We start from the raw sequence: 22506 nt of genomic DNA, 5'->3' as shown, positions 1-22506 counted from the left end.
AGGACTTTTGATCCCTCCAATCTCCCTGCAAAAACAACAGGGCTGTTTCATTGCCTCAAAGGTTGATAAGGGGTAGAAGTAGGTTGAGGATTTGATGGTTTGCGAGACTCGGAAGTTGACCCACTCCAAACTTGATTAAACTGAGCTACCGACAACGACTGTAAAATACTGAGATTAAGCGGCTCTTTGCTGATAAATGTAGCGTAGGAAGGCTGCAAATAAGAACGATATTCAGGACGGTTGAGGAGATGGGTTTCTAAAAAAGCGACGCTGAGAGCGTTGAGATAGGAATAAACAGCAGCACGATCGGGGCCCAGCAAGGCGGGTGGCACAGGTAAGACATCGTTTTCAGGAGTAGGTTCGGCGATCACTGAAAAGTGGGTGGCATTTTCGATCAAAGCCAAGTACTTATTAGAGCCAGAAAGCCAGGTAAAGGGGCGAATTTGCTCAAATACGGGTGGGGCGAAAATATCTTGACTACCTGTTACCAACATGACGGGAGTTTTAATTTGACTGATTCCCCCCTGACCTAAAACTGTGCTGTCAATGGGATTAATCGCAATGATGGCTTTGATGCGATCGTCTTTGAGTTCGTAATTTTTTGGAGGTAACTCAGTTGCTTGACACTGCAAGAAGAGCGACAAATTAAAGGATGAAGTATCGGGATTACAATCTTGCCTCAGTTGCTCAAAGTTAATATTGGCTCCTGCTAAAGTTAAAACAGTATAACCACCAAAGGATTGACCGATCGCCCCAACTTGCTGAAAATTCAGTTTTCCCTGGAGTGTGGGATCGGATTTATCTAAACGCTGGAGTTCATTGAGTAGATATTTGATATCCAAAGGTCGGTTGATAAATTCAGTTGCATCAGGCGGCCCTGCCAAACCTGCAAAATATTGTTGAAAGCGTTCGGCATTACTACCAGGGTGTTCCAGTACAGCAACGGCAAAACCATAAGATGCTAGATGTTCAGCCAGGTAGACGAAGGTAGAGCGATCTGAAGCCAGTCCATGAGAAATTACAATCAGAGGAAAGGGAGGCGAGAGTAATTCTCCAGCTTTTTGTGAACCTGCTTCTGGCAAATACATATCTACAGGTAGACGGCGTGAGCGAGAAATGTCATTCAACTCCAGGCTTTTTTTCTGCCAAGTGAATTTTCCTGGCGATCGCAAATCTGGTTTTTGAGAGAAATCAATATTGGAAGTGGCTGCTTGAGCGATCGATTCTTTTTGCAGAGAAGCAAAAACTTCATCTTTTCTTTTAATCAATTGCGACAAGTCATCGACTATCCTTAACCCCTCTGTGAAATTCACCCGTATAGTATCGCTAGGAAATTTCCGCAGTAAATTCACCACTGTTAACCCCTCTTTTTGATCGGCAGCAGACAAAATTAAAGAGGCACGTATGGCATAAAAGCCATTATTTCGAGACTCAGTGAGGAGTAATTTTCCCAGTTGTTGCACCAACTGCTCACCTATCGGTGAGTAGGTAACTTGAGATACTAATGTAGGAGTGACATTAAAGCGCTGCTGGAGTAGATCCCGCAGTTGAGCGAGTTGTTCAGGAGTCGCACGGCTAGCATAAAATGACAAATCTTGATCGATTTTGCCAACTTTCGCAAAGGTTTCCAGCGAATCCACCGATAAGGAAAATTCGCCGAAGGGAGGATAATAAAAGCTAATGCGTTCAGCCCCTAATCCGGGAGTAGCAGTCAAGAACGTAGATAGCAAACCTAAACCCAGATATCTCAAAAATTTTTTCATTAGAAAAACCCACTATCTAACCCTGCTTAAACTTGTTTAGGCAGGGAGGAAAGCGGGGCGGGATCTATAACCGCTTTCCTGTTGAATTGGTTTAGATATATCAAACAGGCTACAAGCACAATAAAGCAAGTACTTACCATAAATTTGACAGGAGCTTTGAACGAGCAAAATACATGAGTAGCAAATTTTTCAGTCAAACAGCATCAGTAGCGCGATAATAGATATAGAGATCAAAATTAAGTTATATGTCCTTTGCTTCCTGCGCCTGTTGTGTTGTCGTCCTCAACCAACAACAAGAGCAAAATATCTCCCACCAAAACCAGTGCCAGGATGTGCCAGTTAACCACAGTAAGAGCACGGTTAAAAGTTGTACTGTAATTGAAAATGGTCGGGTGGTCGTTAAACCCTTACAAGCACCACTCAATCAGACTTCCGAGTAACTTTCAGGAATTTTACGTCTTCAGTCTAAAGGTAAAACATCGTGGAAGCGATTGTAATCAATGTAGCGATGTCCATCAGGTGTGTGGTGAAAGATATCGACAAATTGATTGTTCCACAAAATCTCATTGGCACTATAGCTATGACGGGCATGGACAACCTGGGCAACTGTTTCATCAATGCCACTCAAAGAGACAATCAGTATAGTATTTGTCTGGGTTAACGATTCTGGTGTCATCCCATACAAAGGACTAAACTCATCAATGACATGCATCACTGACCAGCTTAAGGTGAAGCTAGGTGTTTGGTTCCTCACCAGTTTGAGATCGTGAAACCGACGCATGAACTGTCCTTCTAGGGTTACTTCGTCGCGCATCAAGTAGACTCGCATCTGCGCCTCCAGAATCATATTGCGACGCTGATTAGCGCTGCGAAATATCAGAGTCGGCATCGCATCATGAACTGTAATGACAGCAACACGGCTAAAGAGTACACGGGCTGTAGGTCGAGAGAATCGAGCAAAGGCTAGTCCCGTCATCACAGCAATTCCCACCAAACCGATCATTGCTTCAATAGTGACAATAATGTTGGCGTAAGTTGTTTTCGGATACATTGCCCCATAGCCAATAGATGCTAGGGTTTGCACGCTAAAGAAAAAGACATCTAAAAAAGAGCCAGGTCGGGCGTTGGCAATACAATCTCCTCCTATCAAGTAAGCTAGGGCAAAGAGAGCATTAATAGTTATATAGAAAGTACAAATTAGCAGCAGAAAGCCAGTCCAGGGAATCGTTAGCAGCAGATGATAGGGATCGCGCCAGTATGAATACCATGCACCCATACCTATAATCTCAAGTTTTCCATTTTGAACTTGAATCTTAATCGGTGAGATCAAACGCTGTCGTTTCTTGGGTGAAAGTCTCTTCAGTCGAAATTTCATTGCAAGTAGCCAAAAGAACGGCAACCACTTAGTATTGTAAATTAAGTTGCTTTAGAGACATTCACTCTAGACAGAATGGGACTAAGAAAAGCCCAAAGGCTTGTATCGCCTTGTTCCCAGTCTCCAGGCTGGGAATGTATTTAAAAGAGGCTCTGCCTCTTGTCAAGAAGATCGGAGGCGGAGCCTCCCAGAATGGGTTAAGAGCCTAGAAGCTGGGAACCAGTCATGAGTAAGGCTTTGATGTATTGCTTCCATTTGAGAAGCGCTATATTTTCAGGTAAATAGACCACGCGGTAGGGGCGCAACGCTTTCATACGTGTCCACTGAAGTTAAAGTGCTTATCCCACAAGCGTTTTACCCCACCCCCAACCCCTCCCCTTACCAAGGGGAGGGGCGGTTTTAGCTTTAGACAAAACCGGGGTGGGGTGACGCGGATCATGATGGTAACTGAGTGAACTCAATATCACATCTTTATAAGGGTTTTACGTTAAGTTGACACCAATGAACGCCTTGCACCCCTACGACGGGTGTGTTTCAAATACATGAAAACTGCTGTAAATTAGCAAAAAAATAGGGTGTGCAATGCCCACCCTACTAATTTATCTGCTAGAAACTTATTAAAAACTTGTTGTTATGGCTTTAGTGATTGACCTTTAGAACAGCGGTCAAACCACTCCTGGTATTTTTTCTGGTGCGACTCATCTTCAACAGCAATGGTAACACGCACCTGCTTGCAGCCGTGATTTCCCTCTAGTGCGATCGCATTCAATAATAAATTAGCAATTTTAGGTGAGCTAAATTCGCCGCTTACCGTCAAACCGTTGTCAAAATGTGTAGCTTCAAGTCTTTCTACTTCGGTCAAATCAACGCCAAGAATTTCTCCTTGTCCTAAATCAATTTCTGCGAGTTGTTTGTGTTCTGGGCTAATTTGTTCCACAATCAGCTTTTCACGCCGGACAGGAACTTGTACCATCCGGGTTTCAATTTCTTTGCGAACAATTACTTCACCAACTTTACGCTTACTGCTTTCAACAAATAGTCGTTCTTCTAGTAGACGAATAATCTGTTCTTCAGGAACCTGTTCTAAATTATTTAATGGCTCAACTGGGCTATTTGTAATTTTATTGTTAGCTAGTTGCTCAGTTGAGTTAAAATCGCCTGGTGTTTCTGATTCTAAATATTCAGGCATATATTCAATTTCTGATTTGTTTAAGTCTATGAAAACAGATTGAGTTGGCTTGTCTATTTTTTTTATTCTCTGGCTCTGCAACTGAAATAAAGAAGGATGTTGATCAGCTAACTGCTGGCTATATTCAGCAGTTTTTTGATTAGCCTGGTTAGATATAACGAGGTTTAGCCGGCGATTACTATCCACAATTAAATCATGAACTACTCCTACTAGCTGACCTTGATTATCAAACACAGCAAAATTGTTCACCTTCTTTCTTAAATCTGCCAGTGAGGAGATGGTGCGAGAATTACCCTTTGGCTGTAAAGTGTTTTTTGCCATAGTTTGGCTATTCATCTGGAAAGTTTACTAACTGCTTTCTACTTAGCTAAATTCAATTTATTAATCATCTGGATACCATTTAGAAAATATTTGCGATCAATGGATTTATCTAAGCTTATATCTACTCATGTCTAGAGTAATATTTGCAATCCGAAATTCTAAGTGGTATCAATACTTTTCGGTTAAAGGAAAAGGGTTTGAATTTACCTTTACTCCTTTCCCTTTAACCTTTCCCCAGACCAAAAGAGAGATTGTTGGGTTTATCCGAAAAGTATTGTAAGTGGTATCAGCTATTGTAAGCACAGGTAAAGCCAATTCAACAGCTTCACCTGTACTGTATAAAATGAATTATTAGTCATTAGCTAGTAACTAATGACTATGTTTAGTTAGCGCTCTTCAATTGGAAGATTACCAGAATTAACATCTAACTCTTCACGACGCACAGTTTCTTGAGTTTCAACTGTGTCTTGATCGACAACTTTTCTAACTCTGACTTCTTCCCGCAAAAATGCTTCTTTGCGAACATCAGGAGTTTCTTCGTGGATTTCTATGCGAGCAACTTCGCCTTCACGGAAGTCTGCTTCGCGCCCAGAAACAGCCGTACCCGCATCTGCTGGAGTTACACGCTCAATCACAACTCGTTCTCTTTCTACTGGCACTGCAACCCGTGCGGTATCAGTTTCAACATGCTTGCCAATCGTTACTTCTCCAGTTTTTTGGCGTCGTTTGCTGGCAATCAGCCGTTCTTCGTACAATCTCAAAGTTTGATGATCTTGCTCATTTAACCCGTATAAAGCAGGCTCATGATCGTAAGTGTAGCTATCACGGGCGTAAGTAGGAGTTGTAGCTAATGGTGTGGCTACTGGTGCTGCTAAAGGGTCTAATGGTGCTGAAGCTTCTACAGGAGGAGTGTAGTCTGTGGGTTGGCGATATACCCCACGCACTCTTTCTTCATAGTCGTAATCAAGAGCTTGACGTTCACTGAATTCAGGCAAATCTTCAGCTTGCTCTCTAGTCAAGCCAATTGTGTAAACGCGATCAACGTTATAGTCGATACGAGCGCGGCCAATTGGTAATAATACTTTTTTACCAAAAATCCAGAAGCCTAAGTCAACAACTAGATAGCGAAAATGACCTTCTTCATCAACTAAAATATCGCTAACAGTACCAACTTTTTCATCAGTTCCCTGTGTGTAGACACCTAGACCTTTAATGTCATGGCCATCAAAACTCTCTTGATAGCTAGGCTCAAAATCTTCTAGTTTGTAAAGAACCATTATGTTTGTACCTCAAATTATTTTTTCTCAATCTCTTAATAACTAAACTAGACATTTATTTATTTTTATACATCCTTCTGCCGAATGAATTATTTCCAGTGCCAAATAATCAAAAGTTATAGATAATTTTAAGTGATATGGCTAACTGGAGATATGAGGTTGGGAGTATCTCACTTTACTTTTGTAAAGATATATATAGCTTTAGTACACGGAATTTGCCAGATAGATATATTAGAATTTTAAACTCTCACTACACTACAAAGTTTTGTATTTTTGGATCTCTAATAATTTGTTTCTCAAAAAAATGCCAGGATTTTGAATGTCCAAATTTCCGACTTTCTAAGAAGTCAGGAATCTTCTTTTTGAATAAAATAAACACAGGCAGAGATAAAAATTAACTTTGCCTGTATGATTATTTCAAATCAATCTACTAAACAAATTTATGAGCCAGCTAATTAAATAGCTTCATGTCTAGCGATCGCATTTTATTGCACGTCTAAATTACCCACAGTATCAATATCTAATTCCTCCCGACGTATGGTATCTTGTGCTTCCACAGTCTCCCGTTCTACTACTTTCTTCACCCGAACTTCTTCACGCACAAACGCTTCTTTACGTATCTCAGGAGTTTCTTCGTACACTTCTATGCGTGCTACTTCCCCTTCTTGAAACTGAAGTTCATTGGGATTTACAACTTTTCCTGCTTCTGTTGGTGTAACTCGTTCAATCAGAACTCGTTCTTTTTGAACGGGTACTGTAACTTGTACAGTTTCTGTTTCAATATGCTTCCCAACTGTTACTTCACCGGTTTTGATGCGTTGTTTGCTGGCAATTAATCGTTCTTCATAGAGTTTAAAAGTTTGATGAGATTGCTCATTCAACCCATATAAATCTGGATCTTTTTGGTAATTGTATGTATCCCGGTCATAAGTCACACCGCTGGTTGGAGAACGAAATACACTACGTACCTTTTCTTCGTAATCATTATTAACGATCGCGTCTTCTGTATGATCGGGTAAGCCTTCTATTTGCTGTCTGCTTAACCCATCAACATAGACGCGTCTTTCTGGATAAGTGATCCGACAAAGACCAATTGGTAGTAATATTTTCTTGCTAACAAAATCTAAGCTGATATCAATAATTAAATACCGGAAATGACCATCATCATCAACTAAAACGTCAGCAACTGAGCCAACTCTGTCCCCCCCGTCAGTATAAAGATCCAGCGCTTTGAGATCGTCTCCGCCAAAAGTCTCTCGATAATTTTGGTCAAAATGTTCAAGTTTATGAAGAGGCATACGCTGTTCCTAAGTTGTTTATAAGGTTTATTCGCCAGTGTAAAAAATATTGCGCTAAGTATCCTCCTGCTGGCGACTGAGTTCAATGGAGATATTTGATGATTTATTTTTTAGATTGTTAGGGTAATACTCAAGCTGAACACTATTAATCATCAATAGAGATATAACTAAAGTTATAAAAAACAAGACCCTATATTGAAATAAAATATTTTTCAACTGGTTGAGGCGATCGCATCATGGCGATATAGCGGTTCTCATAATGAAAAAGCCCTTCATTTTCAGGGGATTGGGCGATCTCGTCTGCGTAAGTCCTAATTAAGAGCCAATACTGAAACAATGGGAATAGACACTACAGAACCATGCAGATTATGAGTGAACTTCCAAATAGTCTTGAAGATGCGATCGCCCAATCTCGTACAGCCGTCCAAGCTGCCCTTGCAGATGGCTGTACTCGCTTACAAGTTGAGTTCCTGTTCCCAGAACTGAAGTTTATGCCGATAGCGGAACAATTTCTGCCGGCGTTTACAGATTATGATTCCCGTTTGAAGATTTTCTTTGCTGACGCTGGCGCTGCGGCCCTAGCCCGGCGTGATTGGGCAGATGCACCATTTCAAATTTTGGATATTGGTACGGGTAGGGCTGCTTCTTTGCAGACAAAAATTCAGCCAGAGGATGAAATTTTCTTATTCATCGCCCCCACATCCGTAGAAGTGCCGCAGTTGGAAAAGCTGTGTGAAGTAATAGGCGATCGTCCTTTAGTCTTGTTAAATCCCCGTTTAGAAGATTCTGGAACCGTGGGCATTGGTTATACAGCGAGAAAAATCCGCGATCGCTTTATCAGTACCATTGAATCTGCCTATTACGTGCGCCCCATAGACGATGAAAGTGCCCTATATCGCTGCTACCCAGGACAGTGGGAAGTTTGGCTAGAAACCGACGGCGAATATCAAAGAATTGCCGAATTACCCACAAAACCATCTGGTGATGATTTGGATCTCATTGTTTTAAAAGGACAACCACAAACAACAACAGATGCGACACCTGCGAGAAAGCCCAGTGTGTTTAAAAGTTTGCAACGATTTTTAAAAGCGTTGAGTAGTTAGTGGTACTTAGACAAAAAACATCCAGAAAATAGTCTCAAACCACATGCACGGTTCTTAGGGAAGTGCGGAGGGGCGACCCTCCAATCTTACCCGCCCTCTTACTAACCGTTACCTAACTAAAAGCTACTGCTGCTGCCAGAATCACAGCTATTGCTGCTGCCAGAATCATTGCTACTGCTACTGCTGGAGTCACAGCTACTGCTGCCAGAATCATTGCTACTGCTACTGCTGGAGTCATAGCTATTACTGGAATCATTTCCTCCAGTATTATCAACATACCAACTACTGTCGCTGTTACTAAAAGAGTTACCATTGCTTCTACGACTTTTACGGGAACTGTTTCTACCAGATGAAGTAGCACCTTTGATGAGGGCGATGAAGCCCAGTACAATCAGTAAAAATATAATTAAGCTCCACATAGTTTTTATCTTGAGGTAATGATTGCTATAACTAACTTCAATTTCTTTGGTTGTGATTACAGATTTCATCTAACTTGACAGGCGCTGCCTCGATATCCTGCCACATCAACTCAAGATACAGCAGTTTTCATTTGCATGAAGTACAAAGCTATAGGTTTTGAGGCAGCAGGCAGGAGGCAGAAACTCTGTATATTCTGATTTTGAGTCCTGCTTTTTGTACCTCACTTACTTGCAAACTGCTGTATTTGTAAAATATTTTAATGCGATCGCTCTTATCTCAACCACATCAATTGTTGTTCCGAATTTCATCAAACTTAGCACGCAGAGCCTGAATATCGGTTTAGTCTTTATCCCACAGCATAATCTATATACTGCACTGCCGGATGTAAGGCGGGTGAAATCCAACGACAATATCTTGTTTTGCTACTCCCATTGCCACCAGTTGCTCACCGACATCCTCTTCTGTACCATTCCACTGAATCCAAATCTTGCCGTTTTTGATATCAAAATGCATCACAGGGCCAAAAACCCTATGTCTATTTTACCAACCAATATATATCAGTTGGTAATGGTCTTGTTCTCCGTCAAAAATTGTTTGAGCTTCAATTTCATTATCAGAGGAGGCGCGTTGAGCATATTCTGTAAGTAATTAGCGAATACAGCTTCGATATTTATCTAAATCTGCCATCGGATAATTTCCTCCGTTTCCACATCATAAACTATCAGATTGATTTGACTGCGCTGGATAATAGTTTTGATAAATGATTTATTTAAAAAATCGTTATAAGTGTTTAAAGGCACTGCTAAATGCTAAATACAAAATTACTTACCGTTCAGCGTATATCACAGTTAGAGGCATCAATGGTATTTGATATTTATGCTTAGAGGTTGTTTGAAAAGTCGTATGTTGTGATTTTAATCAAATTATTACCCCCCTTAATTCCCCCGATGTATTGGGGGGAAACAAGAAAATCCGGTTCCCTCCCCTTTATAAGGGGAGGGTTAGGGTGGGGTAAAAACATATTTGATACATACATCAATCATGACTTTTCAAACATACTCTTACGGTGATATTTATATTAATCTAAACATTGACCATAATATAGTTTTTTATCATCACTTTTTGAATGGTCTTCATATATACGATGGTGACAAAACCGATCGTGAGCGCAGCCTTTTATTATAGCAGTTCCTTTTGTGCCTACTATTTCTAGACTGATTATTGCCCAATCATCGCCATCTAAATCCATGCTCCAGTAATTTTTTCCTTCAGCTAATCCAACATTTTGAATTTCTCCAATCAGAGATACGATCTCAGAACAAGATTTAATTTCTTCTATCGCCTCTTGATATTTATTAGGAAATTGTTGCATTCCCCAAAAGTGTCTTAATTGATTTGGAATAATTAACCCAGGGGACGGATTGTAATCAGAAGTTTTAAATGTTATCAAAGAGAAGAGTATAATTATAAATATTGCAGGAGTAGTATAAAATAATTTTTTGATTTTACTAATTGGTTTACGAACTTGGAACATACAACCAAGAAAAACAAATATAAGAGGAAATGTATAAAAAACCAAAATTGCAAAAAATAGGTTGATTGTGTTTGCTATCCCAATAATTAGTTCAGCAATAACTGGATTTCTTAAATTACCTGTAACCAAGATAAATAGAGCAATAGACATGGAAAATAAACCACTAAGAGCTGATTCAATTTGTGTATTTACACTTAGTCTTGATATACAGCCTATAAATACAAACAAAGCTAAGATTATCGGATTGTAGTCTTTATTATTATTTTTAGTTATCCAAAGCAAAATTATGCTAGAAACTAGTGAAATAAATAAGGCTATGACATAACTAAAGGGATAATCATAAGGTGATAGTAACCAAAATCCGAAAAAGTGATTGAAGTTTAGTAAAGTTAATAAAGCAAGGGCTAATAAAAAAGGTATACTCCAAATAAATATTTGGAAAGTCATAAAGAGGGCATTCATAAAATATTTTTTTAGGTTATGTATTACTTTAATTGTTCGATATGTTAAGATAAATTTAATAGACAACCGTATTTATTCAGAAGAATATATAGCGTTTACTAATCACATAAGGTACATCATATTCCCCTCCTCGCTTGCGGGGAGGGGGTTGGGGGTGGGGTTCTTGTACCTCACTCAACTGAGAACCGCTGTAAAGTCTTACATATATTGAATTATCGAAATTCAAAAATGCAGCCGCCTCCATTGTAAATTCAATAAGACTTAAGTAAAAAGCCTTTATCCCACAATCAATATATTTTGCCAAAATGAGAATAAAAGAAGAAAAGTGAGGAATTTTACTATTAACTCCTCACTCCTCACTTTTTTAATTCGCTTGCAACGGCGCGTTTAATACTTTCTCGATGCGATCGCGCGTTTCTAATAAGTGCGCTTTGGTATATTCATCTTCGGAATTAACCCCCTTAAGTTTTTCATCAAGCTGTTTGAGTTTATACCAAGCTAGAGTACGAGCATCTTCTGGAACATTTTCTTTTCGCAAGATCATACTAGTCAAAATGTCCAGATATTGACGCTGCAAGCCTCGCCGCAAGCTGGCGATCTTCATTGGTTTACCTTTTGGTTGGATGACTTCTGTCCAAATACCTGATTGCAAAGTGTCAAATAGTTCTGGCAGAGTCAGTGCTTTTCCTTCGGCAGTTTTAAGTTCAATATCTTTGAGGCGAGAGAGGCGATCGCCTGAGAGTAAATCTCGCAACACAGAACCCTGCATTAGTAACACCAAGTCATGAATGGGAAAATCCAAACGACCAACTTGTGGAGAACTACCCCAATGTCGCCAACGAGAAGGTGCTAATTTATTCAGTAATTCTGGTGAAAAAGTGAGGGCATCTTCTGCAAATACATATTTTTGTAGCGTTTCTAAAGCTTGGCGTTGTTCTTCAACTGCTACTGGTTCAAATGGTAAACGGCGTTGCGGAACTCCAGAGACTTTCTCGGCAGGTATCTCGCTAGGGTGAATGCGATAGAAAGATTGTCCCCCGATGTATTTTGTGGTGTAATATATTTGCTGGAAATAGTTACCCAATACTGTGCTAAAACGTTCGCTCACATCGCTATAACTATCACCAGCCATTGGGAAACGTTTATCCAGACGTTCCCACATCACCCGCGAATTATTTAACTGCCACTGAGAATAAACCAGCACATTAGCGCTGTTATCCCAAGCATCAGCTGTGGGGTCAAGGTCATATACATCTTCATCTGTGGAATAACTCAACTCTGGCTTGTAGGATTGTGCGGCAATTTCCTCCAAAATTGGCTTTTCTGCTAGAGGAGTTGATGTCTGAATTGTTGTGTAGCCGTACTTAATTGCCCATTCATCATAAGGCCCCACCATACTCGGAAAATAATCTCCTTGTTTTGTACCTTGAGGGGCGATATTTGGAGGAATATAGTCCATGACAGAAGTTGTCAAACCTTTATTTTTGGTAACTTCTGTATTATTCATCTCCTGTGGTGGTAGCAGTGTACTACCACGGAAGTTATGACGTAAACCAAGAGTATGTCCAACTTCGTGAGCGATGATTAAACGTAAATACTGATTAATATATTCTTTTACCTTGTCTGGAGTAGCCATAGTATCAGGCAGCAGAGACATTGCCAGTGAACCAAAGGCAAACTGGTTAGCAGCTTCCATCCCGTAGCATAAATCGTACTCGCCTGCCATTTTCGATAAACGATTCAACAATCCCTGTTGTCCTTGCATCTTCTGGGGGACACCATTGTTTTTCCCATCTAAACCATTGGCACAAAGTAGACGATTTTGCATTAAAGCTGATAAAGTCGTGCGATTTTCTGTTTGGCTGGGTTGGACGATTTTGCGATATTCACCCTTGAGTGCCCGGATAAAGCTAGCATCTACAAGAATGTCTGCATCCAAAATTTCCCCTGTCAATGGGTTAACGCGGGATGGTCCCATCGCAAAGTAGCCATCGACTGTATTAATCCAGCGAATCGTGTTGTAACGAATATCTGCCGGGTCCCAGGTAGCATCATCTGGCATTTGGCGGACTTCAATTGCATCCTTAAATCCGGCTTTGAGAAAGGCTTTGTTCCACATAAGAACGCCTTCTTTCATGGCATCGCGGTATTCTAAGGGCACAGCGTTATCAATCCAGAAAACAATCGGTTTTTTGGGGTGAGAAATAACTGCTTTCGGGTCTTGTTTTTCTAAATGCCAGCGATTTATGTAGCGGACAAAAGAATCGCCGCGATCATCGTCTTTGGATAAATCTTGGTAGGCGGTGATGAAATAGCCGATGCGATCGTCAGCAAAGCGTGGTCGATAATCTTGATCGGGTAGTTGGGAGAAACTGTAGTGGACGCGCAAGGTAAAGCCACGGTTGTCAGCTAGCGACCCAAAGCTTGCTACTTCACTGTTGGAGTCAACGCTATTAGAGTAATTCAAAACTGATTCAACTTCTAAGTTTTGGGGAAAGGCTTTAGCAGTACCAAAATAGGACTGGCTTGTGGTTTTTGGAACTCCTAAACCTACAGATAATCCAGCTAAGTCTGTGAGTAACAAATCTTCTAAGTCAATGAGAAGGGTTTTGCGTTCTGGATGAATGCTTTTAATGGAAATGTTGTAGAGAACAGAGTCACTAAACGATCGCGTCAGCGATCGCACCTGGGGATCTCCCTCACGAGTGCGAAAATTCACATTGCGGATCACAAAGTGTAATTTATCATCCACCCGTTGGAAATAAAATAAAAAATCTTGCAGAGGCATACCACTGTAAATACCCCGTTCGCCAATACCCGATTCCAAGGTTGCCGTAGCTAGGTAATTTTTATTAAGTTGTTCTGGCTTAATTTCTAGATAAATCTTATTCTTTTCTTTATTCCGATAAAGTGTGAACAATCCTCCTGACTTTTGGGTATTTTTAATTACTTCGTTAAATGGCTCTAAATCATCCTTTGCTGCTGGTTTCGTGGTATTACTAGGCTTTGTATTCGGTTTTTCTGGGGGTTTTGCAACTTGCAAAAATGGTTGCTGACCTGCTTGTTTGAGATTTTCTACTATCCAAATAAACGGTTGAGGCTGTGCGTGTTTATTTTGATTAACTACCCAAACGTGATTTGACGGTAGCCTCTGTTTCTGAGGAACATTAATATTATTTAATGATAAGGCTGAGATTTTAGTTGAAGAAGTTTCTGTTGATAACCGACTATTGGATTTCTCTCCACTTTTGACTGTAACCACGCCTTCTTCAACAATATGCTTGGCTGGATCAACATTGTTAACAAATGGTGACTTAGCGCTAGCTGTCGCTATCCCTAAAAATAAACTATGTAACAAAATAATATAGAAGGTTAATCTGTTCATCGCATTCATTACCTGATAACTATCTCTGGTTAATTTTTAACTTTTGCAAAGCCGTATAGCCTGCCCTATAACGATTATCTTAGCTGCTTTATATTAGGCAAAAAACTTTCGACTTAAATTTTAGTTGCCATGTTTCAGCTTTGTTGTGCTGTTTTAGTGTAGGATTTTTCCTAACAATTGCGTTTCCCACAAACAGTAAGTATGATTTTTACATCGGACTAGTAAATTTTTTGGATAAAAAGTATAACAAATTAGCCAAATCACGGAATTACTTGGCCTTTGAAAGAATTTTTCAGTTAACACTTTATTTACATTATGAGAAGAAACTTAAGGCTACTAGAGGTGAGCGAGAAGCCCCCATCCAGAAACGCCGTTGGCAAATTCATCAGAAGTAGCCCAGCCTAAACATCGCCAACTGATGATTTTTTTACTATAGTATCTATTTATACTATTGAATATTGGGAATACAAAGCAAACTAGCATAGAAAAGTTTTTAATTCAGGATTATCAAAAACAGTTATTTAAATGTAACAACGGAAACAAAAATGTCAACATATTTATCTCAAGTCTGGCAGATGCTGAGAAATTATGTGAGTGCTACAAGGTTACAAGAGATGCCAAAGACCACATCGCTAGAAACTGAAGCAGTTTTACCTCTAGGAAAAAATATTAAAGAACCAGACAAAAGCGTTAGATTAGCTCAAAATAATTTGCAGGAATATTTATACTCTCCAAGACTGCAAAAAAGCTTGGAAAAATGGGCAATACCAAAGAACGGTTTGAGTTCTCAGATAGACGATCGCACATTGGGCACTTTACCCACTGGGTTTTGCTTTAAAGTATGCGATCGCCAGATGCATGAAGAGATTTATGATTTATTGGGCAATGGTGCCCTGAAACCTGAAATAGTCAACCAACTAATGGAATTGGTTGTGACTGGTCAAAAAATTCGCCCAGAATTGCTTTTTGGGCGGCTAGAAGATTTTTATCGTCGCTGGTGTCAGGGAGAATTTATCGATGGTACACCAGGTGATAACCTGCCTCAGAAAACAAAGTTAAAGCTAGCGGCACAAAATATTGCGATCGGCTTGAGACAGGTAGACATATATACAGGGCTGAACGTACTGATTTTATTACTAGAGTTACACCGCTATGCCCAAGGGCAAGATGAACTCAAACAAAAAATCACCTTCTACCCATCTGCCCAACCGGACACAGACAATTTTTTCACATCCCAACTGCTGCGGATTATTAATTATAGCGATGCCCTGGAAATTGGCAACTTTAGCAGTATAGTTGGGCAATTTCTCAAAGGCGGCAACTTTAGGGGTGCTTACCTCGGCGATGCCAACCTTACCGGGGCAGACTTTAGTGGTGCCGACCTAAGCCTTGCTTATCTCGGTGATGCCAACTTAACTGGCGTAAACTTCAGTGGTGCCAACCTTAGCGGTGCCAACCTCGGCGATGCCAACCTCAGCGGTGCCAACCTCAGCGGTGTTAACCTCAGTGGTGCCGACCTCAGTAGCACCAACCTTAGTGGTGCTAACCTTAGCTGTGCCAACCTTAGCCGCGCCGACCTCAACCGCGCCGACCTTAGCAATACCAACCTTAGCCGCGCCGACCTTAGCCGCGCCGACCTCAACCGCGCTGACCTTAGCAGCACTAACCTCAGCCATGCTGACCTCAGTAACGCCATCCTTTTCGGTGCAAATCTGAGTGAAGCCAACCTTAATAGCGTCAGCCTTAGCCATGCCGACCTTTGCCGCGCTGACCTCAGTGGTGCTGATTTGAGTCACGCCATCCTCAACGGTACTAACCTCAGTGACACAATTCTTTTCAGTACCAACCTCAGCGATGCTATCCTTGTTGCCGCAGACCTCAGCTATGCCAAACTTAACGGTGCCAAACTTAACAATGCCAGACTTAACGGTGCAATGTTCTTGGGTGCCGACCTCAGCGGTGTAGACCTAAGTCGAGTGATTCTCAACGAAGCTGACCTCAGTGGCGTGATTCTCAACGACGCCGACCTCAGTGGTGCTGACCTCACTGACGCGATCCTATTTGGCACAGATTTCAGCTATGCCAACCTTAACAGTGCTAACCTCAGTGGCAGCAACCTCAGTGGTGCTATCCTCAACGGCGCGGATCTTAGCCATAGCAACCTAAGTTACGCCATTTTAGGTGGTGCAGACCTTAGCGACGCCAATCTAGAAGAGATGATCTGGGGTAAAAAGCAGCAGTGGGAAGGGGTGCAGGGATTAGAGACAGCAGTTAATGTACCGGAGGCGTTGAAGGAAGAACTGGGCCTTAATTAAGACAAGGTGAGATTTTATACTAAAATTTCAAGAGCCAATACATTTATGTATAGCCGTAGTCACATAGGTTAGGACAGTGTTGATTGCTCAAAGGCTTGAAACGACTGGGTTTTTGTTCAGCACTCAGCACTCAGCACTCAGCACTCAGTACTCAGTACTCAGCACTCAGCACTCAGCACTCAGTACTCGGCAGTCAGCACTCAGCACTCAGTACTCGGCACTCAGCACTCAACACTCAGCACTCAACACTCAGCACTCAGCACTCAGCACTCAGCCCTTTGCTCTATGTATAGGTTTCTCCACACAATTAGAAAGCCCCCAGATGAATCCAGGGGCTTGGGTAATTTTGGTTGCGATCGCCTACGGTCGTTACGCGATCGCAATTTACGGTAAATGCACTCTAAAATACTTAATTAATTACGGTGATTATTGCTGTAGTGAACCCTTGTACCTGCCCACAGCAACTTCTCGCGTAGCGTCTGATAGTAGGAATTGTTCTCGCGCAAAATAATAAATTTAGCCCGACACTCTGCCATCCGCACATCAACACGGTGTCCAGGCCAAATTGAAGTTCCCAAAACCCCATCTGTCCACAGCTTGGTACTCAAATCATAATCCCCCAAAGGCCAAATACTCACCACAGAACCAGGGGGTAAAACAAGGGGACGACTAGAAAGACTCATTGCACAAATAGGAGTGACGGTAAGCGCTTCCATACCATCATGCATAATTGGCCCATTTGCAGAAACGGTATAACCTGTGGAACCTGTAGGAGTGGAAATAATCAATCCATCCCCGACGTATTGATCGACTACCTCACCATCGATTTCCATTTCCAGAATTGAGGTGATCATTCGGTCAGCGGAGGCTGGTTTGACACAGAATTCATTCAAAGCCAGGTAATGTTCACTCACTGGTTCCAAATTAGATCCATGACCCTCATACACCGCAGCTTGCAACATCATCCGTCGTTGGATAGCATAGCGATCCTCAAACAGCCGATCCCAAACTTTCTCTGTATCCTGAAACTCTTCCACTGACTCAGTTAAAAACCCCAGATGGCCTCCCACATTCACTCCCAGAATTGGGATACCAGCTGGGGCTAAATGTCTGGCACCAGTTAAAACAGTACCATCGCCACCGAGTACCAAAGCGAGATCGATTGGTTGACCCGCCGAAGCCAAAAAGACTGGGTAGGGGTTGTCTTTCGGCCCGCTAGGTCCCATCAACACTTGGCAATCGCGACTTTCTAGTTGTTTAGCACAGATTTCTGCCCATTGTTTACTCCGGGCATCCCGCGCTTTATAAGCAATGATTACCTGCTTGAGTTGCACGCACAATTACCACTTCAGGAGATTAAACTGCTCCATATCGACGGTATCACGGTTGCGATAAATGGCAAGCACGATCGCTAAACCCACCGCCGCCTCGGCTGCGGCCACGGTAATCACAAATACTGTGAAAACCTGACCCTTAACTAATGTTGAGTCGAGGAAGTTGGAAAATGCCATTAAATTCAAATTAACAGCATTGAGCAGTAATTCAATTGACATCAGCACCCGCACAGCGTTGCGGCTAGTAATTAAACCGTAAATACCGATGCAGAATAAAGCTGCTGCTAGTAATAAAAAGTACTGGAGTTGCATGAATCTGGGTATCCCTCCTGAAAAAGCTGGCTGTTTATCTGCGGCTCAGGTCGCAAATATTACTCTTTGGTTTCGCTGGTTGTTGATACTAGTTCTCTAGGGCGTTCTTGCAAAGTCAAAACAGTTTGCCCCAGATCGGATCGTGTCAGTTGATCTGGCAAATACTCACGACGTGCCAAAATAATTGCTCCTACCATCGCTATCAGCAACAAAATGGAAGCTAATTCAAAAGGTAGTAAAAAGTCAGTGAAGAAATGCTCTCCAATCAAAACTATAGAACTTTCACCACCCGCCACAGGAGCGGTTGAGTAAGCCCAAGGAGTAGCCAGCACCATCGTACTTAAAAGACCAAACAATCCTACACTGATTACACCCGTAAGTACTTTACGCACCCAAGAGTTAGGAAATGCTACAAAATTTTGCCGCTTGTTCACCAACATAATGGCAAACAAAATCAGCACGTTAACCGCCCCAACGTAAATTAGTATTTGTGCAGCCGCAACAAAATCAGCATTTAGCAACAGGTACATTCCCGCTATGCTGATGAACACGCCCCCCAGCAAAAAGGCAGAATAGACGATGTTGGAGAACAGCACCACACCAATGGCTGCCCCAATCATCATCACGCCTAGTATGCCAAGTGATACTAACTGTACTCCTTCTGCTAGATTCACTGTTTTTTGTCCTTAGTCAATTGTCATTGGTCATTGGTCATTGGTCATTAGTCATTGGTCATTAGTCATTAGTCATTAATCAAATAACAAAGGACAAAACACAAATGACAGTGGACAAATGACATTTATTTTTCTGTTTGTTCTACCAAGTCTTCTGGACGCGCACCTGCACGCTGTGCATCCGCAGGTAGTCCGTGGGGTTCGAGGACGCCTTTGGGTAGGTAAACTAGTTCGCGCAGTGGTGTAACCATCGGATCGTCTGTTACCTTATAAGGCAGACGACCTAGCGCTACGTTGTCGTAGTTCAATTCATGGCGATCGTAAGTGGAAAGCTCATACTCTTCTGTCATCGATAGACAGTTAGTGGGGCAAAATTCCACACAATTACCGCAAAAGATACAAACTCCAAAGTCAATGCTGTAGTGGTTGAGTTTTTTCTTTTTGCTGGCTTTGTCGAATTCCCAATCGACTACAGGCAGGTTAATTGGACAAACGCGAACGCAAACTTCGCAAGCGATGCACTTATCAAATTCAAAGTGAATCCTACCGCGAAATCGTTCGCCAGGAATTAGTTTCTCGTAAGGGTACTGTACAGTAATTGGACGCCGCCGCATGTGGTCAAAGGTGACAGAAAGTCCTTGACCAATGTAACGCGCAGCTTGTACCGTTTCTTTGGCGTAATCACCAACTTGTTTCAGGAACTTTAGCATTGTGTTTCACTCTCTCTTTATTTGTCCCTTATCCCTTGTCATTTGTCCTTGGTCATTAGTACAAATGACTAATGACTAATGACTAATGACTAACCCCCGAAGGCGAAGGGAAAGGCTAGTTTCAAGGCGGCAGTTAATAGGAGATTAACCAAACCAACTGGTAACAAAAACTTCCATCCTAAATCTAACAGTTGATCAATCCGTACCCGTGGCACTGTCCAGCGCAACAGGATGGCGACAAACACTAGTAAATAGGCTTTGAATACGGTCATGGTGATACCCAAAGCCGCAGTTACTATCTGGAACACGGGATTTAATTCACTGACTCCCAGCCAACCAGCGATGAGGTTGAGGGGAATAGGAAAGTCCCAACCGCCTAGGTAGAGGATTGCTACTAGTAGGGAAGAAAGGATCAAGTTAACGTATGAACCCAGGTAGAATAGACCGAATTTCATGCCTGAGTATTCAGTCTGATAGCCCGCGACGATTTCTTCTTCCGCTTCGGGTAAGTCAAAGGGTAATCGTTCGCATTCAGCGAGGGCGGCTATCCAAAAGATCAGAAAACCGATTGGTTGCCGCCAAATGTTCCAGCCTAGAATGCCGTAGCCAGATTGTTGATTGACAATATCAACGGTGTCGAGGCTATTAGACATCATAGCGATCGCTAACACCGCCAGCGCCAAAGGAATTTCATAACTAATAGATTGCGCTGCTGCCCGCAAGCCCCCTAAGAGGGAGTATTTGTTATTAGATGCATAGCCAGCCATCAGCAAGCCAATGGGTTGAATGCTAGACAAGGCAATCCACAAGAATACGCCCATGCCCACATTGCTAATTACGATATTCTGTCCAAAGGGCACAATCAGGAACGACAGAAATACCGGAATTACAACAATAATGGGGCCGAGGGTAAACAGCCAGGGATCAGACTTGGCTGGTACTATATCTTCTTTAAATACCAACTTCAGACCATCCGCTACAGGCACCAGCAACCCAAAAGGTCCCTGGTATTCTGGCCCAATTCGCTGCTGTGCGGAGGCGGAAATTTTCCGTTCTAGCCAAGTAGCAACTAATACCCCCACTGTTGCTCCAATCAGCATCAGTATCATTGGCAGGGGCATCCAAATCGCTTTGGCTGTTCCTGCTGGTATACCTAAATCCCGGAGGGATTCAATAAAAGTTCCTTGGAGGTCAATTCCTGAATTCATGTTTCCGCTCTTTAAGACATCGAGTCATGGTGAGTTACAACTATTAGTTGAATTAATAACCGTAAATTCACCCATTTATAATTTTTGCTGTGATGACGTCCGATTGAAGATTTGTTGCCAATTCCCATGCCTAGTATATCGTTGGATGGTTTGACCACCCTGAAGCGAGATGAGAATTCTACTTATGGTTGGCATTGAGATTGGCTATTGAGGGATGGGGGAGTAGAGGAGCATACTTCTCTACGAGAGGCTGCGCCAACGACTACGCTCAGTAACCGGGGGAGCAAGGGGGCAGGGGAGCAGGGGAGCAGGGGAGCAAAGGAGAAGTTGCAGTAAGTCTTTCCTCTGTGCCCCTCGGTCACTGAGTTTACGGTAAGCGCAGTCGAACTGCGTAGCCGTATCCCTCCGGGGAAGCAAGCTACACGCAGCCTCTCCTAGAGAAGTGCTGCCCCTTTGCGCCTCTGCCTCTTGTACACAATGCCCAATACTTCTCTACGAGAGGCTGCGCCAACGGCTTCTCTACGAGACGCTACGCGAACGCGGTAGTTGGGCGCAGTCGAAACTTAGTACAAGTGCCCCATGCCCTATGCCCATTTACCTTTGCTCAATGGGGGTATAAGTAACTTCGTGCAGACCGTTGTAAACCTGGGTAGGACGGAAAATCCGGTTTTCTGCTAGTTGTTCTTTCCAGTGGGCTAGCCAACCGGCAACACGAGCGATCGCAAATATTGGTGTAAACAAGTCTGTGGGAATGCCCATCTTTCTATACACCAAACCGGAGTAAAAGTCAATATTAGGATAAATCCCTTTGCTACCGAGTTTTTCCTCTACAACTCGTTCCATTTCTTGAGCAATGTCATAGAATTTGTCATAGCCAAACTTCTCAAACAGTTGTTCTGCTAAACCTTGTAAAATTATGGCTCGTGGGTCTTTTACTTTATACACACGATGTCCAAAGCCCATAATCTTAGATTTAGTTTGCAGACAATTCTCTATGTAGGGACGGACATTTTCCACAGAGCCAATTTTTTCCAACATCTGAATTACTTCTTCATTGGCTCCACCATGTAGAGGTCCACCTAAAGTTCCCACAGCACTAGCAACCACAGCGTAAGGATCGGTCAAGGTGGAAGCTGTCACCCTAGCACTGAAGGTAGAAGCATTCATTGTATGCTCGACTTGCAGTATCAAGCAGATATCAAAAATCCGCGCCATCAGAGGATCGGGTTCTTGCTCATTGAGCATGTATAGAAAGTTGGCGGAGTAGTCTAAGTCATCACGGGGACGTACCGGGTCATTGCCTTTTCGCATCAGTTGGAACGCCGCCACCATTGTGGGAATGGTTGCTATCAGGCGCACCACAGAATCTCGAATGTAGACAGGATTATGTAAATCGCGGAGCGAATAAAACAAGCCTAAAGCAGCAGCGGAGGCTTGTAAGGCATCCATTGGATGACCGCTTTCTGGAAAGCATTTCATCATATCCCGAATGCGGTATTTTATCCGTCGGTGATAACGAACTTCATGCTCAAATGTTTCCAGTTCTTCCTTGCTTGGCAGTTTACCCCAGATTAAGAGATAAGCAGTTTCTAGGAATGTACTTTTTTCTGCTAATTCCTCAATCCTAATGCCACGATATTCTAGTATTCCCTTTTGCCCATCAACATAGCTGATACTTGATTGAGCGGCGGGAATGCCTTCTAGACCAGGCTTGTATTCGCACACCATCATGGCAACACCATTTGCTTTTTGAAATATCTGATCGAGTTAACTTACCAGAAATTTATTGTCGCCATAACAGTAGCCGTTCTAACAACAATCGAAAA

The 22506-nt window shown here is 42.3% G+C and carries 20 protein-coding genes and 3 pseudogenes; 6 read left to right on the top strand and 17 right to left on the bottom strand.

Annotated elements, in window-relative coordinates:
* Positions 1-47 precede the first annotated feature (47 nt).
* Positions 48-1763, bottom strand: coding sequence for an alpha/beta hydrolase (locus RMY27_RS19635; RefSeq protein ID WP_322665998.1), 1716 nt, complete (start codon positions 1761-1763; stop codon positions 48-50).
* A gap of 245 nt (positions 1764-2008) precedes the next feature.
* On the opposite strand from RMY27_RS19635, the gene RMY27_RS19630 reads away from it, so the two are divergent.
* Positions 2009-2203, top strand: coding sequence for a hypothetical protein (locus RMY27_RS19630; protein ID WP_322665996.1), 195 nt, complete (start codon positions 2009-2011; stop codon positions 2201-2203).
* 20 nt (positions 2204-2223) lie between these two features.
* On the opposite strand, the gene RMY27_RS19625 is transcribed toward RMY27_RS19630, so the two are convergent.
* From RMY27_RS19625 to RMY27_RS19610, 4 genes are all read right to left on the bottom strand, one after another.
* Positions 2224-3138: an ion channel gene (locus RMY27_RS19625; RefSeq protein ID WP_322665994.1), complete on the bottom strand. Its 915-nt coding sequence runs from the start codon at positions 3136-3138 to the stop codon at positions 2224-2226.
* Positions 3139-3769: 631 nt separating this feature from the next.
* Positions 3770-4648: a YsnF/AvaK domain-containing protein gene (locus RMY27_RS19620; protein ID WP_322665992.1), complete on the bottom strand. Its 879-nt coding sequence runs from the start codon at positions 4646-4648 to the stop codon at positions 3770-3772.
* 386 nt (positions 4649-5034) lie between these two features.
* Positions 5035-5925 (bottom strand): DUF2382 domain-containing protein, encoded by an 891-nt coding sequence (locus RMY27_RS19615; RefSeq protein ID WP_322665991.1) that lies wholly within the window; start codon positions 5923-5925, stop codon positions 5035-5037.
* A gap of 485 nt (positions 5926-6410) precedes the next feature.
* Positions 6411-7223, bottom strand: coding sequence for a DUF2382 domain-containing protein (locus tag RMY27_RS19610; protein WP_322665990.1), 813 nt, complete (start codon positions 7221-7223; stop codon positions 6411-6413).
* A gap of 368 nt (positions 7224-7591) precedes the next feature.
* On the opposite strand from RMY27_RS19610, the gene RMY27_RS19605 reads away from it, so the two are divergent.
* Positions 7592-8326 (top strand): DUF1995 family protein, encoded by a 735-nt coding sequence (locus RMY27_RS19605; protein ID WP_322665989.1) that lies wholly within the window; start codon positions 7592-7594, stop codon positions 8324-8326.
* A 112-nt stretch (positions 8327-8438) separates the two neighbouring features.
* Here the strand turns inward: RMY27_RS19605 and RMY27_RS19600 are convergent, their stop codons facing one another.
* The 5 genes and pseudogenes from RMY27_RS19600 to RMY27_RS19585 form a co-directional block, all read right to left on the bottom strand.
* The gene (locus RMY27_RS19600) at positions 8439-8687 is read right to left on the bottom strand and encodes a hypothetical protein (RefSeq protein ID WP_322665987.1); all 249 of its coding nucleotides are present in this window, start codon (positions 8685-8687) and stop codon (positions 8439-8441) included.
* Positions 8688-9109: 422 nt separating this feature from the next.
* Positions 9110-9433, bottom strand: a pseudogene (locus tag RMY27_RS19595) (XisI protein).
* Positions 9421-9546: an element excision factor XisH family protein gene (locus RMY27_RS35565; protein WP_416211710.1), complete on the bottom strand. Its 126-nt coding sequence runs from the start codon at positions 9544-9546 to the stop codon at positions 9421-9423. The pseudogene RMY27_RS19595 and the gene RMY27_RS35565 overlap by 13 nt, the downstream one beginning before the upstream one ends.
* A 278-nt stretch (positions 9547-9824) precedes the next feature.
* The gene (locus RMY27_RS19590; protein ID WP_322665985.1) at positions 9825-10742 is read right to left on the bottom strand and encodes a hypothetical protein; all 918 of its coding nucleotides are present in this window, start codon (positions 10740-10742) and stop codon (positions 9825-9827) included.
* A gap of 364 nt (positions 10743-11106) precedes the next feature.
* On the bottom strand, positions 11107-14127 hold the full coding sequence (locus RMY27_RS19585; RefSeq protein WP_322665983.1) for a zinc-dependent metalloprotease: 3021 nt from the start codon (positions 14125-14127) through the stop codon (positions 11107-11109).
* Between the two features lie 545 nt (positions 14128-14672).
* On the opposite strand from RMY27_RS19585, the pseudogene RMY27_RS35560 reads away from it, so the two are divergent.
* A pseudogene (locus tag RMY27_RS35560) lies at positions 14673-15614 on the top strand (pentapeptide repeat-containing protein); the annotation flags it as partial.
* Here the strand turns inward: RMY27_RS35560 and RMY27_RS35555 are convergent.
* Complete coding sequence (locus RMY27_RS35555) at positions 15521-15823, bottom strand: pentapeptide repeat-containing protein (protein ID WP_416212357.1); 303 nt, start codon at positions 15821-15823, stop codon at positions 15521-15523. The pseudogene RMY27_RS35560 and the gene RMY27_RS35555 sit on opposite strands and share 94 nt — an antisense overlap.
* On the opposite strand from RMY27_RS35555, the pseudogene RMY27_RS35550 reads away from it, so the two are divergent.
* The 3 genes and pseudogenes from RMY27_RS35550 to RMY27_RS19575 all read left to right on the top strand — a co-directional run.
* A pseudogene (locus RMY27_RS35550) lies at positions 15723-16091 on the top strand (pentapeptide repeat-containing protein); the annotation flags it as partial. The gene RMY27_RS35555 and the pseudogene RMY27_RS35550 overlap by 101 nt on opposite strands.
* Positions 16092-16103: 12 nt before the next feature.
* A complete protein-coding gene (locus RMY27_RS35545) occupies positions 16104-16442 on the top strand; it encodes a pentapeptide repeat-containing protein (protein ID WP_416212356.1) in 339 nt (112 codons plus the stop codon).
* Between the two features lie 76 nt (positions 16443-16518).
* Positions 16519-16953: a hypothetical protein gene (locus RMY27_RS19575; protein ID WP_322665979.1), complete on the top strand. Its 435-nt coding sequence runs from the start codon at positions 16519-16521 to the stop codon at positions 16951-16953.
* On the opposite strand, the gene RMY27_RS19570 is transcribed toward RMY27_RS19575, so the two are convergent.
* From RMY27_RS19570 to RMY27_RS19545, 6 genes are all read right to left on the bottom strand, one after another.
* Positions 16856-17776: an NAD(+) kinase gene (locus RMY27_RS19570; RefSeq protein WP_094349048.1), complete on the bottom strand. Its 921-nt coding sequence runs from the start codon at positions 17774-17776 to the stop codon at positions 16856-16858. The genes RMY27_RS19575 and RMY27_RS19570 overlap by 98 nt on opposite strands.
* A 6-nt stretch (positions 17777-17782) precedes the next feature.
* Entirely contained in the window at positions 17783-18088 is a 306-nt protein-coding gene (gene nuoK / locus RMY27_RS19565) for an NADH-quinone oxidoreductase subunit NuoK (RefSeq protein WP_322642731.1), read from the bottom strand.
* Between the two features lie 59 nt (positions 18089-18147).
* Positions 18148-18762, bottom strand: coding sequence for an NADH-quinone oxidoreductase subunit J (locus RMY27_RS19560; RefSeq protein ID WP_322665976.1), 615 nt, complete (start codon positions 18760-18762; stop codon positions 18148-18150).
* A 125-nt stretch (positions 18763-18887) separates the two neighbouring features.
* On the bottom strand, positions 18888-19472 hold the full coding sequence (ndhI, locus tag RMY27_RS19555; RefSeq protein WP_322665974.1) for an NAD(P)H-quinone oxidoreductase subunit I: 585 nt from the start codon (positions 19470-19472) through the stop codon (positions 18888-18890).
* A gap of 89 nt (positions 19473-19561) precedes the next feature.
* A complete protein-coding gene (gene nuoH, locus RMY27_RS19550) occupies positions 19562-20680 on the bottom strand; it encodes an NADH-quinone oxidoreductase subunit NuoH (RefSeq protein ID WP_194045704.1) in 1119 nt (372 codons plus the stop codon).
* 594 nt (positions 20681-21274) lie between these two features.
* Entirely contained in the window at positions 21275-22411 is a 1137-nt protein-coding gene (locus RMY27_RS19545; RefSeq protein ID WP_322665972.1) for a citrate synthase, read from the bottom strand.
* Positions 22412-22506: the final 95 nt, after the last annotated feature.

The sequence above is a fragment of the Nostoc sp. DedQUE09 genome (assembly GCF_034530915.1).
Lineage (GTDB): Bacteria > Cyanobacteriota > Cyanobacteriia > Cyanobacteriales > Nostocaceae > Nostoc.
The sequence above is the reverse complement of the archived record's forward strand: the minus strand, read 5'-3'. Positions and strand labels throughout refer to the sequence as shown.